The following is a 12,806-nucleotide window of genomic DNA, read 5'->3' as shown; positions in this document are numbered from 1 at the left end:
TATGAGTGAAATTAAAATAGGCGTAATAACAGCAAGTGACAGAGCTAGTAAAGGGATATATGAAGATATCTCTGGTGTGGCTATACAAGATACTATGAAAGATTATTTAGTTAGTAAATTTGAGATTGTTTACAGATGTATACCAGATGAGCAAGATGTACTGGAAGAAACTATGAAAGAGCTTTGTGATGAGGAAGGGTGCTGCTTGGTTGTTACAACAGGCGGAACAGGACCAGCACTAAGAGATGTGACTCCTGAGGCAACTGAGAATGTATGTGAAAAGATGATGCCTGGCTTTGGTGAGCTGATGCGTCAAGTGAGTCTACAGTATGTACCAACAGCGATTCTTTCACGTCAAACAGCAGGAATAAGAGGAAAATCACTGATTATAAATCTACCAGGAAAACCAAAGTCAATTCGTGAATGTTTAGATGCAGTATTTCCAGCTGTTCCTTACTGTATAGATCTGATAGAAGGTCCATTTATTGAGACTAATGAAGATGTTATAAAGGCATTTAGACCAAAGGCTAAATAATATTTTATTTAGCCTTTGTAACATACTAACTAAATTAAACAATCATAATAAATAATCAATTAAATATAAAGTTTTTTTAAGTATACAAGTTATATCATAAAATTATACTATATTAAAGGATTGAAAATGAAAAAAATTACAATATCATTATTAGTAGCTACTACATTATTGTTTGGAGCTTCTTATGATCCTCATGCCAATTTTCCTTCTAACTCAGATAAGACAGATCAGCAGACTTATGTAACAAATCAAACAGTGGTTAATGATATTATTACTACACCAACAAAAGTAGAGTTTATAAATAGTGGTAAGCTAGCTGGGGTAGGAGTACAGATTATTAGTGCAGGTGATATTAAAGTATTAAATATACCTGTTGGAGTAAATATTGGATCAAACTTTGGAATAGAAGCTAACGTCCCTATTTTAAGAGTTTACAATGCTATGCTTGATGAAGAAAACACTGGACTTGGTGATGTCTCTATTGGTGGAAATTTTCACTTTGGTAAGTACTCTGATATGATGGGAAATAATATCACAACACTTCTGTATAAAACTATTACGGGTGATGAAGATAAAGGACTAGGTACAATTAGACAGTCAACTACTTTGTCTCATAGAGTTACTAAGTATATGGATGGCAGGTATCAAGCCCATGGTCTTGTATCATATACAGTTAATGATGACTTAGATTCTGGTAACGCATATATGCTTATGGCTGGTGGAGCAATGCCTTGCCTAATGACAGATAAAGTTACTACCAATGCTAAATTGACGTATTTTCATGTTGATAGTGTAAGCTCTTTAGGAGTAAAAACTGGAGAAGTAAAAAGTGCAGACTTGTGGCTATCTTGGAATAGTAGTAAGATAATTGGTGATGCTCCATTAGGTTTTGGGGTGAAAATACCTTTAGTCAATGAGCTAGATGGTGTAGATAAAGATAAAACTGTACTCTTCTATCTAAGTGCTTCTAGTTTCTTTTAGTATATAAAACTCTCTTTTATATAGAGAGTTTTATGCCAACGGGACAGTGGTCTGAGCCTTCTATATAGTCTAGTATAAATGCATCTTCTAAGTTTTCTGCTAAATCTTCAGATATAAAGAAGTAGTCAATTCTCCAGCCAACATTTTTTAGTCTCGCACCAGAGCGATAAGACCACCAACTGTATCTGTCTATTTCATCTCCATTTACATACCTGAAAGTGTCTATATAGCCGTGATTTACCAGCTTGTCCATCCACTCTCTTTCAATAGGTAAAAAACCTGATGTTTTAGAGTTTGCTTTAGGATTTTTTAGATCTATCTCTTTGTGAGCAGTATTTACATCCCCACAAATAATTATAGATTTACCATTTTCACGCAGTTTTTCACAATAATCTAAAAAATCATCGTAAAACTTCATCTTATAAGCAAGTCTCTCTTCATCTTTTTGGCCATTTGGAAAGTATACATTGAAAAGAACTATATCATCATAGTGAGTCTCAACTATTCTGCCTTCACCCATTGTATCTATATCTAGACAAGTTGAGTTATAGCTATTTTGCAGAATACTCCAAGTCATAGTCCCGCTATAGCCTTTTTTTATAGCAGAGTTCACGATGATATCTTGATATTCTTTTTCAAACATATCTTTTGGTATTTGATCTTCTAGGGCTTTTATCTCTTGCAAGCATAATATGTCTGGTTGACGTTCATCTATCCATTTTAGAGCTTCTTTGTTCGCAACAGCACGAACACCATTACATTCCATGAGATTATTTCTATTGAGTTTGACATGTATATCTACTTTTATTGTAATGTGATTAAGATAGAGAGCATTCTAATGTGAAAGCGCCTACTGATGAAGTAAACGTAGAGTTGTTCGTAGCTCAGGAAATTCATTCCTGAGCCTTAGAATTATATAAAGTCTACTTTTGTTACGTGATGCTTTAGACCTAGCTCTTCAGAAGAGCAGCCAAGAGCAAGACCAATCATTTGTTGCATATGAAGAACCGGGAGCTTAACTTCACGACCGATAGCTTGAGAAGCATGATGTGTCTGTGTATCAAGTTTTAAGTGACATAATGGACATGGAGTTACCATCCAGTCTGCATTACCATCCATAGCACCGGCAATTGCATTACCAGTTAGTATTGCTGCAGTCTTTGGAGCTTGTAACTCTACGTGAAAACCACAACATTTATTTTTTTCTACATACTCAACTGTTTGACCACCACATGCAATAATTAAATCATCAAGTGAAGTAGGGCGGTAAGCACTCTCTTTAGTCTTGTGAGATTCATTTTGAAGCTCAGATGGACGAATGTTATGACAACCATAGAATGGTGCAATATTGAACTGAGTAAGAGGAGTAGTTACCATCTCAGCAATTTTATCAAGACCTATATCATCAATGATTGCATATAAGAAGTGAATGATGTTAGAAGTACCTTTATACTCCAAACCAACTTCTGCAAGCTTCTCATTTACTTTAGCTTTTAGATCGGCATTGTTATCAAGACGGTGCTTAGTCATAGCCGTATTTAGTTGACATGTATTACAGATAGTTACCATTGTTAACTCATGCTTTTCAGCATAAGCAATGTTTCTAGCATTTAAAACAAGAGATAAAAAATCATCATAGTCTTGCAGGTGAGAAGCACCACAACATGAAGCTTCTGTAAGTTCTACAAGCTCTATGTTTAGTTTCTCAGCTATTGCTAAAGTTGACATCATCTGTTCTGGAGTACTTTGTTTAGCTGTACAACCAGTAAAAAGTGCATATTTTAATTTTTTCATATTTTTACTCCTAGAACTTTGCAGTTGATGATGACTTGATTAGTTTTTGAATCTCATCAAGATTATCAGATTTTGGCATATTCCAAGGCATAACTATCTTACCTTTTCTAAACATTTGTAATGCTACAGGAATATGTTTAACGATTCCAGGACCTTCTGAATAAAGAACTAATCCACCTTCATCAAGCATACCATGCTTAGCTATAGAATGTTTAAATCCAACAGCGTGACGAGTGGCTACATTTGAAGTTGCAACACCTTCTTTAAATAGCATTAAGTGTAGTTTAGTTATTTTATCAATTGGATTAACATCTTTAGGACAAACTTCTGCACACTCAAAACACTTAACACAATCCCAAATACCTTGCTCTTCAGAGTGAAGTTCTTGTAATCTTTCGTTACGTGCTTGATCACGAACATCAGCTTCAAATCTATATGCCTTTGCAAAAGCTGCAGGCCCTAAGAATCTGTCATTTACCTCTAGAGCGGGACAAGCATAATGACAAGCTCCACACTGAATACATAAATCTGCTTCTAGTAGTCTATCCGCTTCTTCAGGTGTTACTATATGCTCATGCTCTGGATGTTCATCAACATCAGAGATAAGGTATGGGTGAATTGCATCGTGCTTCTCCCAAAAATCTCCCTTATCAATTATCATGTCTTTTACAGCTCTTTTGATGCTTAATGGCTCAATAGTAAGTTCACTGCCAAAAAGTTCTATCATTGTCGACATATTCTCTTTACAAGCAAGAGTTGAACGACCATTAACTTTAATAGCGCAGGCGCCACAAATACCGTGACGACAGCTACGACGGTAAGAAAAACTACCGTCATGATCCCATTTAATTCTATTTAATATATCTAATACAACTTCTTCAGAAGTCACGTCCATATTGTAATCTTCGTAATACGGAAGATAATCTTCATCAGCATTAAAACGAAATACTTTGAAGTTTACTTTTTGTGTAGTTATGTTACTTGTACTCATAAGTTCTCCTTAGTATGTTCTTGCTTTTAATTCATGTTTCCCAAGAGTAACATTCATATAATCTAGTGTGATGTCACCTTTTTCATCCATGTAAGCCATTGTATGTTTTAAGAAGTTTTCATCATCACGAGACTCAAAATCTTCTCTGTAGTGAGCACCACGGCTCTCATTTCTAGCAACAGCACTCTCAACGATAAATGCAGAGTAATCAAGCATATGACCAAATTCTATAGCTTCTTGAAGCTCAGTGTTGAATACTTTTGATTTGTCTTTTATACGAATATTTTTGTATCTTTTGTGAAGCTCTTTAACTTTTGCAATTGCTATATCTAAAGTTTCTTTAGTTCTGAATGCACCTGCATTATCTGTCATACATTGTTGAAGTTCTTCTCTTAAACCTGGAACAGTCTCATTACCATTGTTGCTTAAAATAAAATCGATTTCAGCTAAAGCAGTATTTGCATCTTCTTGGGTAGCTACTCTAAGTTTGATATCATCAATCTCTTTAACCATTGTCTTACCAACAAAACGGCCAAATAGTAAAGCTTCTAGAACTGAATTTGCACCAAGTCTATTTGCACCGTGAACCGATACACAAGAACATTCACCAGCAGCATAAAAACCTTCTACAAACTCATCATTGTTTTTACGAACGTTACCAGCAATATTAACTGGAATACCACCCATAGAGTAGTGAGCAGTTGCAGAGATTAGAATTGGCTCTTTAATCATGTCTAGACCTAAGAACGTGATAGCTAAATCACGAAGTTCAGGAAGTCTTTCCATGATTATGTCTTTTCCTAGGTGAGTTACATCAATAAAAACTGCATCTTTTCTTGGACCGACACCACGACCTTCTCTAATCTCATTAAGAATAGCACGTGAAACAACATCACGAGATGCTAATTCCATTGCATTTGGAGCATATTTCTCCATAAATCTTTCACCCTCTGAGTTGAAAAGTTTACCACCTTCACCACGAGCTGCTTCAGATATTAAAACACCATTTCCTGAAAGACCAGATGGGTGGAATTGTACAAACTCCATATCTTCTAAAGGAAGACCGTGACGAGCAACGATAGATAGCCCATCACCAGTATTTGCGTGAGCATTAGAGTTAATCTTGTACGAGCGTGCATATCCACCTGTTGCAAACATTACTGATTTAGCATTAAAGATAACAGTTTGCATATCACGAATATTAAACGCAACAATACCACTTACCTTTCCATCTTTATAGATTAAATCAGCTGCATACCACTCATCCCAAAACTTAACACCGGCACGGTGAGCTTGTTCATAAATAGTTTGTAGTAAAGTTAAGCCGGTTCTGTCTTTTGCATAACATGCGCGAGGAGAAGATTGGCCACCAAAAGGTCTTTGAGCAATCTTTCCATCTGGAGTACGGCTAAATGCTGCACCCATTCTCTCTGCCCAACGGATAGTCTCTGGAGCTTTTTGACACATGAACTCAACAGCATCTTGATCTGCTAAGTAGTCAGAACCTTTTACTGTATCAAACTCGTGTAACTCAATACTGTCTTCATCACTAAATGCTGCGTTAACACCACCTTGAGCTGCCCCAGAGTGGCTTCTTAGAGGGTGTAACTTTGTAATAACAGCAACTTTTTTTCCTGCATTTTGCAACTCTCTTGCTGCGGCACAGCCTGCTAGACCAGCACCAACAACTATTGCATCGTAAGTATAAATAGGAATACTCATTAGCTTTCCTTCGTTAAAGATATAAAATAATGTTGATTATATCGTGTGAAGCCTTTGGCAATGTTAAATGTAGAGTTTGAAATCAGGAAGTTTGAGTTTGTTACTATTTAGGACGTATATAACTATTTGAAATAGATGGAGTAACTTTTTGTAACATCTGCCTTAGAGCTCATGTTCCGCCACATCTCTAATTTGAGAAATACTATTTTTGCCTTTTTTCTTAGCATGTTGTAAAACTTCTTTAGCTTGTCTAAGAGATTCATCTAAAGATTGGTTATTTGGTTTAATAATAAAACCACCACTTGCAGTAATGGTTATAGAATCTCCGCCAGGTGCTTTAAATTTTATCTCTGAGATGCTTTGACGAATGATGTCTATATCTTTAAATGATTGCTCTTTAGAGGCTCTGGATAAAATCACTGTAAACTGATTATAGTCAGTTCTAGCTATAACATCTGTTGCTTGCTCATGAAGAGATATCGTAAAAGCAACTTTTTTAAGTATAGCTTGAGTGAACTCTTGAGAGAAAGCTCTTTTTTGCTTTGAAAAGTTATCTATTTCAAAGATAGTAACTGATGTGAAGTTACTATCTTTCATCCCTTTTTTATTACTATATGAGCTTAGCATCCCTTTATGGTTGTTTATCTGTGTAACCGGATCTAGCATAGCAGGGTTATCTGTAACAACAGGTTTTCTGTTCATTCTAAGTTGTATAGCATCTGCTTCTTGTGAAAAAATAACATAATCTTTTTTATTATTATCAATAGCATATAAATGTAATATATCACCATATACAGATTTTAGTCTTCTTCTATACCAAAATGTAGTAATAAATGTAAGTATAAATGCAACAACAGTTATCTTTTCAAGGAGGTAAAACTTTTCTTCATTGTAGCCTATGTTTCTTATTATCATAGAATCTAAGAATTTGTTTATAGAACTAAAAATATTTTTTAATTCTTGATTTTTCTCTTCTTCATTTTCAAGATTTTTTATATAATATTCATGAGCAGATTTATTAAAGTTAGTAGTCAGTTTTGACAAGTTGTCCAAATCAGATAAATACTCTTCTGAGTTGCCAAGCAGAAACTTTCCTGTGTAGTCGTATTTGTTTAAATTACGAAGCTTTTCAATTTCATGTTGAAGCTGAGTGCTTTTGCCATTAAATTGTATTAGAGCTAGCTCTATATCCTTTTTTTGAAGGTTTGCTAAACTATTGATAAGCTCTTTTTGATTTTTAAGATTATTAATTTTTGAATATGAACTGTTTTGTTCTAGAACTAAAAGAGTAACTAGACCAACAGCTAAAGTGGTTAAAATTAAAAACATAGAAAGATTATTGAAAATTTTATTTATAGAATGTTTCATTTTATTTTTCCTAAAAATGATATAATTGTAAGCATTTTATATTTATAGCCTTTAATCCTTACTTAAAGGTACTTTAAAAGAAGTTTATTTGAATTTAGAAAATTATTTTATATCTCAATTTAACAGTAGTCGCATAGGTGATGATGGTGCCTTGATCGGTGACACTGTTTACTCCAAAGATGCGTTTTTTGAGAATGTACATTTTAAGACTAAATGGATGAGTCACTATCAAATAGCTGCTAAGTCAATGATGATTAATATCTCAGATGCCATCTCAATGAATGCTAAACCAAAATATGCACTTTTAAGTGTTGCTATGCCAAAGAGTATCTCAAAACAACAGATGCGAGAACTAGCATCTGGTTTTAAAGATACAGCGTCTACGTATGGAATTGAGATTATTGGCGGAGATACTATAAGTAATATTAAGTTAGATATTACAATTACTATAATTTCAACAACTAAAAGACCACTTCTTAGAAGTGGATTGAGACAAGGTTACATGATTGCTTATACCGGTGAGTTAGGCAAGAGTAAAAAAGATTTACAGCGCCTCTTAGGTAATGCTAAACTACATAAAAAATCTAAGTTTGTTGATATTAAGTTAAGAGAAAAGTTTGTAAATAACTGTAGCAGACTTTTAAGTTCCGGTATGGATATTTCAGATGGTCTTTTTAGTGATTTAGATAAGTTGGCAAGTGCAAATAAACTTGGTTTTAAATTTAATAAGAAAATCTCAAAAGCTATAGCTTGTAGTGGTGAAGAATATGAGATGCTAGTAGCCTTTGACAAGAGATATAAAAAAGCGCTTATAAGACGAGCTGCACAGGTAAGAACACCGCTGAATATTTTTGCAACAAGCGCAAGAGTTAGATACACAAACAGATGCAAAGCGCATCATTTTTAAAGGCAATTATATGGATAGATTTTATTCGCTAGATCACTCTAGTATTGATTTTCATTTTAAGCAGAGTCCTCGTGATTTTGTAGTTGAAGAAATTCCTCTTTATGAGTTTTCAGGGGAGGGGGAGCATCTTATTTTATTTGTAAGAAAAAAGAGTCTTACTACCCCTGAATTGGTGGGAATTTTTGCAAGATACCTTGGCATACAAAATAAAGAGATAGGTTATGCAGGCTTAAAAGATAAGCATGCCATGACAAAGCAGTATATATCATTGCATAAAAAACATGAAGAGATGCTCGAAAACTTTACACATGAAAATATAAAAATAATTTCAAAAACTTATCACAATAATAAGATACGTATAGGGCATCTTAAAGGAAATAGATTTTATATTAAAATTAAAAAAGTAAATCCTACCAGTGCTGCTAAAATAGATGAGGCTCTAAAAAAAATATCTAAATTTGGTATGCCAAATTTCTTTGGTTATCAGAGATTTGGAAATGATGGCGATAACCATATCTTAGGTGAGAAAATTGCTAAAGGTGAGGCTAGGGAGAGAAATCCTAGAGTAAAGAAGCTTCTGGTAAATGCTTATCAGAGTCATCTTTTTAACCTATGGTTAAGCAGAAGATTAGAGATAAGTAGACTTATCAATAACTTTGAAGTAAGTGAGCTTGAGCCAATTTTAAATATGCCAAATGATGAAGTTGCAAAATTAAAGTCACAGAAGCATCCTTTTAAGCTGATTAGCGGTGATGTGATGGAACACTATCCACATGGAAGGCTATTTGATTTTGAAGCGACACAAGAAGACTTAGCTAGGTTTAATGAAAGAAATATTTCTCCTACAGGCCTTTTATGCGGCAAAAAAGTTAAAATAGCATCTGGTATAGCAAGAACTATTGAAAAAGATTTTGATGATGAAATAAATGAAGATGGTGCTAGAAGATATGCATGGGTTTTTCCTACAGATATCGAAGGTAGATTTATACCAGTAGAGGCTCACTATGAGATGAACTTTACGCTTCCAAAAGGGTCATACGCAACTGTTCTTATTGAAGAGATAGCTAAAAGAAAAATCAACTAAAATATTATAATAGAAGGAAAAATATATAAATGAGTAGACATATAACATCAGCAATATCACAAAACTTTGGAAAATTTGCAAATAAAGAGTTTCCTAAATGGTTCCAAAAAATTGTAAATAGCTCTTATGTAGGTTTAATGGGACTGAACATGAACGAGTTTCACGCTCCTGGCACATACAAAAGTTTAAATGCTTTATTTACAAGAAAATTAAAAGAAGACAGAAAATATTCTCTAGATGCAGACGATTTTATTTCACCATGTGATTCTCTTATTTCTGAGTGTGGAGAGTTAAAAGAGGACTATGCTCTTCAAATCAAAGGTATGAAATACTCAAGTGATGAACTTTTAGGTAATCACTTTAGCTCTGATGAGAAGAAAGCTATTCACGATGGTAATTTTATTAACTTTTATCTCTCTCCAAAAGATTATCATCGTTTTCATATACCGACAAATTTAAAAGTTTTAAGAGCTGTTCATATTCCAGGTAAGCTCTATCCAGTAAACTTTCCTTCACTAAGAAAGAGGCTTAATCTTTTTATAGAAAATGAAAGAGTTGTTCTGATGTGTGAAAATGCTTCTGGTAAGAAGTTTTATATGGTACTTGTAGGTGCTTTAAATGTTGGTGTGATGCAAGTTTCATTTGAGCCAAATATAAAAACAAATGCAGATGTTCTAATTCCGACTGTGTATGAATATGAAGATTTATATCTAAATAAAGGTGATGATTTTGGATGTTTTGAGATGGGTTCTACTATTGTAATCTTATCTCAAAAAGGTATGCTAGAATTTGAAGACCTAGCTGGCAAAGATGTTAAGTATGGAGAAAATATAGCTAAAAATGTATAGAACACAAGAGGAAAAGCAAAAGTATATTGATAAAATTTTCAAAGACAAAGCACTGTTTGAGTGGGAAGTTTTACATGTATCTTCTCATTATGACAGGCTTGAGATCATGCAAATACTAGCGCAAACCCTTGTTCGTGATAAATTAAAATATGAGATAAACTTTTTGTATTTAGAGAGTTATGATGATTTTAAATTTACACAGATTGTAAATATAATTTTTCACGAAATTGCAAACGAGTGGATTAGTTTTGCTACTGATATTTTATATTATCCAAAAAAAGAGGCTATTGAAGAACTTCAAGGTAAGGAAAGAGTTAAATTTATACACTCTTTAGCCAAAAGCTATTATGAAAAGTATAAACGTCAAATATTTGAAGAGATAGCTGATACTTTTATTGAGTTAGTCTCAAATGTAAAACAAGACAAAGATGCTACTAAGCTTATACAAGAGACTCTACAGAGTAATTTAATCAAAAATAGACAAATACTTGAAATGCATAATTTTTCTCAGTTATTTACTCGCATAAAGTCAGCTCAAAATATAAAAAATTCTGACATCACTACTGCAAAGATGAAAGTTGTTGAGATGAAAAAGAAGTATGCAAATCCAAATATCGATGCTGATGAAAAGCAGAAATACTATAGTTTACTTGAAAAATCTAATAAAGAATTAACAAAATTAAAACATCAGGGACTAGATAAATTCGATCCAGGTATTAAAAGATTAAAAGATACAATGGTTCAATCTATGATAGGAATGAGCCACCTTTCTTAGTGTTTATGACTTGAAGTTTTACAAGTAATTTACCATTCTTTTCAAACACATCAAGAGATGTATCTATTGGTGATTTTTGCTTTTTAAGACTACCCTGAACAGAGTGAAGTACATGAGAAAATGTTTGAAACATTGGTGTTATTACATGATCAATATGATCTTTTTTAAGTAGTTCAGCTAGTGCATCTATAGCACAGTAATATATAGTTTTGTTTATTGAGCGTTGAACTAAGTAGTCGTGCATAATATTGATGTTGCTCTGTAGCACTTCTCTATTCTCTTCATTTAAAACACTATTTTCTTCCGCCCTTTGAAGGTTGTGTTCTATTTCTTCTTCAATGTTGTGATTCTCTTGCTCCATAAGCGCCTTAATATTTGGACACTGCTTTTTTAATTCATTATATAGTTCATCTGGAGAGAGGCGCTGTGTTTGAGCTTGATAATTGTATGTTCTATCTTCAAAATAATCGTGGTCTAGTGCTTTTAAGAGCTGAACAACGATATTTAAATAAACATACTTGTCCTCTTTATTGTTGTCAAACTCTATTCCTGTATGTGAAATGATAGGTTTGGGACCGACATATTTTAACTCCATAATTAATACCTTATTTTATTTAGTTCTTATTATGCGTGCTATATCGGCTTTTTGTGTTTAAACGTTAAATCTAAAGTGCATTACATCGCCGTCTTGCACAATGTATTCTTTACCTTCTAGTCTCATTTTACCTGCTTCTTTAGCTTTGCCTTCTCCACCACATACTATGTAATCATTGTAAGATATAACTTCTGCACGGATAAAACCTTTTTCAAAGTCATTGTGGATAGCTGCTGCTGCTCTTGGAGCTGTTGAGTTTTTTCTGATAGTCCAAGCTCTAACTTCTTTAACGCCGGCTGTAAAGTAACTCATTAGACCTAATTTATCAAAACCTTTATGTATGATCTGCTCTAGTCCTGATTCTTCAACACCTAAATCAGTTAAGAATTCTTGTGCTTCATCATCATCAAGTCCTATTAATTCTTCTTCAACTTTAGCACAAAGTTTTATAAGTTCACAGTTGTTTTTGTTTGCATGCTCTCTTAGCAATACAACATACTCATTATCTTCTAAAAGACCATCTTCGTCAGTATTAGCACCATACATGATCTCTTTTTGAGTTAGAAATCTAACTTCATTGTTTAGTTGCTGGTATATTTCACTATCAACATCTTTGAAGTTTCTAGCTAGATTTCCGTCTGCTAAAAACTCAATGATCTCTTCTGCCATATCAAGTGCAGCTTTAGCATTTTTGTCAGCTTTAGCCTGTTTTTTAAGTCTATCAATACGGTTAGATAAAACTTCGATATCAGCAAGGATAAGTTCACCTTCAATAATCTCAACATCACGAAGAGGGTCAATGCCACCTTCAGTATGAACAATATTTTCATCTTCGAAACATCTTACTATTTGTAAAATAACTTCAGTTTCACGGATATTAGATAAAAATTTATTTCCTAAACCTTCACCTTTAGAAGCACCTTTAACAAGACCTGCAATATCTACGAAGTCTAAAGTTGAATATTGAATTCTTTCCGGATTAACTATTTTAGCTAACTCTGCTAATCTTTTGTCTGGAACAGGTACTACTGCTTTATTTGGTTCAATTGTACAAAAAGGGTAGTTTGCTGCCTCTGCGTTTTGTGCTTTTGTTAGTGCATTGAATGTTGTTGATTTACCTACGTTTGGAAGTCCTACTAGACCTATACTTAATCCCATTTGAGCCCTTTATAATGCTTATAAAATAATTGTGTAATACTATCTAAA

General features: G+C 33.6%; 12 protein-coding genes and 1 pseudogene. 6 read left to right on the top strand and 7 right to left on the bottom strand.

Annotated elements, in window-relative coordinates:
- The first annotated feature begins 1 nt into the window (after window position 1).
- Both mog and SMGD1_RS13955 read left to right on the top strand, forming a co-directional pair.
- Entirely contained in the window at window positions 2–535 is a 534-nt protein-coding gene (gene mog, locus SMGD1_RS13960) for a molybdopterin adenylyltransferase (protein WP_008337512.1), read from the top strand.
- Window positions 536–661: 126 nt separating this feature from the next.
- Window positions 662–1,516, top strand: a complete 855-nt coding sequence (locus SMGD1_RS13955; protein ID WP_008337617.1) for a hypothetical protein — start codon at window positions 662–664, stop codon at window positions 1,514–1,516.
- A 16-nt stretch (window positions 1,517–1,532) separates the two neighbouring features.
- On the opposite strand, the pseudogene SMGD1_RS13950 reads toward SMGD1_RS13955, so the two are convergent.
- The 5 genes and pseudogenes from SMGD1_RS13950 to SMGD1_RS13930 all read right to left on the bottom strand — a co-directional run bounded on the left by SMGD1_RS13950 (window position 1,533) and on the right by SMGD1_RS13930 (window position 7,391).
- Window positions 1,533–2,308, bottom strand: a pseudogene (locus tag SMGD1_RS13950) (exodeoxyribonuclease III).
- Window positions 2,309–2,428: 120 nt separating this feature from the next.
- Window positions 2,429–3,310: a CoB--CoM heterodisulfide reductase iron-sulfur subunit B family protein gene (locus SMGD1_RS13945; protein WP_008337210.1), complete on the bottom strand. Its 882-nt coding sequence runs from the start codon at window positions 3,308–3,310 to the stop codon at window positions 2,429–2,431.
- A 10-nt stretch (window positions 3,311–3,320) separates the two neighbouring features.
- Window positions 3,321–4,301, bottom strand: a complete 981-nt coding sequence (locus SMGD1_RS13940) for a succinate dehydrogenase/fumarate reductase iron-sulfur subunit (RefSeq protein ID WP_008337320.1) — start codon at window positions 4,299–4,301, stop codon at window positions 3,321–3,323.
- Between the two features lie 9 nt (window positions 4,302–4,310).
- On the bottom strand, window positions 4,311–6,023 hold the full coding sequence (sdhA, locus tag SMGD1_RS13935) for a succinate dehydrogenase flavoprotein subunit (RefSeq protein WP_008337520.1): 1,713 nt from the start codon (window positions 6,021–6,023) through the stop codon (window positions 4,311–4,313).
- 162 nt (window positions 6,024–6,185) lie between these two features.
- Window positions 6,186–7,391, bottom strand: a complete 1,206-nt coding sequence (locus tag SMGD1_RS13930) for a GGDEF domain-containing protein (protein ID WP_008337479.1) — start codon at window positions 7,389–7,391, stop codon at window positions 6,186–6,188.
- Window positions 7,392–7,479: 88 nt separating this feature from the next.
- Here SMGD1_RS13930 and SMGD1_RS13925 point away from each other — a divergent pair, with 88 nt between their 5' ends.
- From SMGD1_RS13925 to SMGD1_RS13910, 4 genes are read left to right on the top strand one after another with little or no spacing between them, the layout of a single operon-like run.
- Entirely contained in the window at window positions 7,480–8,298 is an 819-nt protein-coding gene (locus tag SMGD1_RS13925; protein WP_008337431.1) for a thiamine-phosphate kinase, read from the top strand.
- 10 nt (window positions 8,299–8,308) lie between these two features.
- The gene (truD, locus tag SMGD1_RS13920) at window positions 8,309–9,382 is read left to right on the top strand and encodes a tRNA pseudouridine(13) synthase TruD (RefSeq protein WP_008337381.1); all 1,074 of its coding nucleotides are present in this window, start codon (window positions 8,309–8,311) and stop codon (window positions 9,380–9,382) included.
- 29 nt (window positions 9,383–9,411) lie between these two features.
- On the top strand, window positions 9,412–10,230 hold the full coding sequence (locus SMGD1_RS13915) for a phosphatidylserine decarboxylase (RefSeq protein WP_008337314.1): 819 nt from the start codon (window positions 9,412–9,414) through the stop codon (window positions 10,228–10,230).
- Window positions 10,223–11,005 carry a hypothetical protein gene (locus SMGD1_RS13910; RefSeq protein WP_008337196.1) on the top strand — a complete coding sequence of 261 codons (783 nt, stop codon included), beginning with the start codon at window positions 10,223–10,225 and terminating at the stop codon, window positions 11,003–11,005. Before SMGD1_RS13915 ends, SMGD1_RS13910 begins: the two co-directional genes overlap by 8 nt.
- Here the strand turns inward: SMGD1_RS13910 and SMGD1_RS13905 are convergent.
- On the bottom strand, window positions 10,977–11,600 hold the full coding sequence (locus SMGD1_RS13905) for a hypothetical protein (RefSeq protein ID WP_008337576.1): 624 nt from the start codon (window positions 11,598–11,600) through the stop codon (window positions 10,977–10,979). The two genes, SMGD1_RS13910 and SMGD1_RS13905, sit on opposite strands and share 29 nt — an antisense overlap.
- Before the next feature lie 57 nt (window positions 11,601–11,657).
- Complete coding sequence (ychF, locus tag SMGD1_RS13900) at window positions 11,658–12,758, bottom strand: redox-regulated ATPase YchF (protein ID WP_008337260.1); 1,101 nt, start codon at window positions 12,756–12,758, stop codon at window positions 11,658–11,660.
- Window positions 12,759–12,806 lie beyond the last annotated feature (48 nt).

Source organism: Sulfurimonas gotlandica GD1, assembly GCF_000242915.1.
GTDB classification, from domain to species: Bacteria; Campylobacterota; Campylobacteria; order Campylobacterales; family Sulfurimonadaceae; genus Sulfurimonas; species Sulfurimonas gotlandica.
The sequence above is the reverse complement of the archived record's forward strand: the minus strand, read 5'-3'. Positions and strand labels throughout refer to the sequence as shown.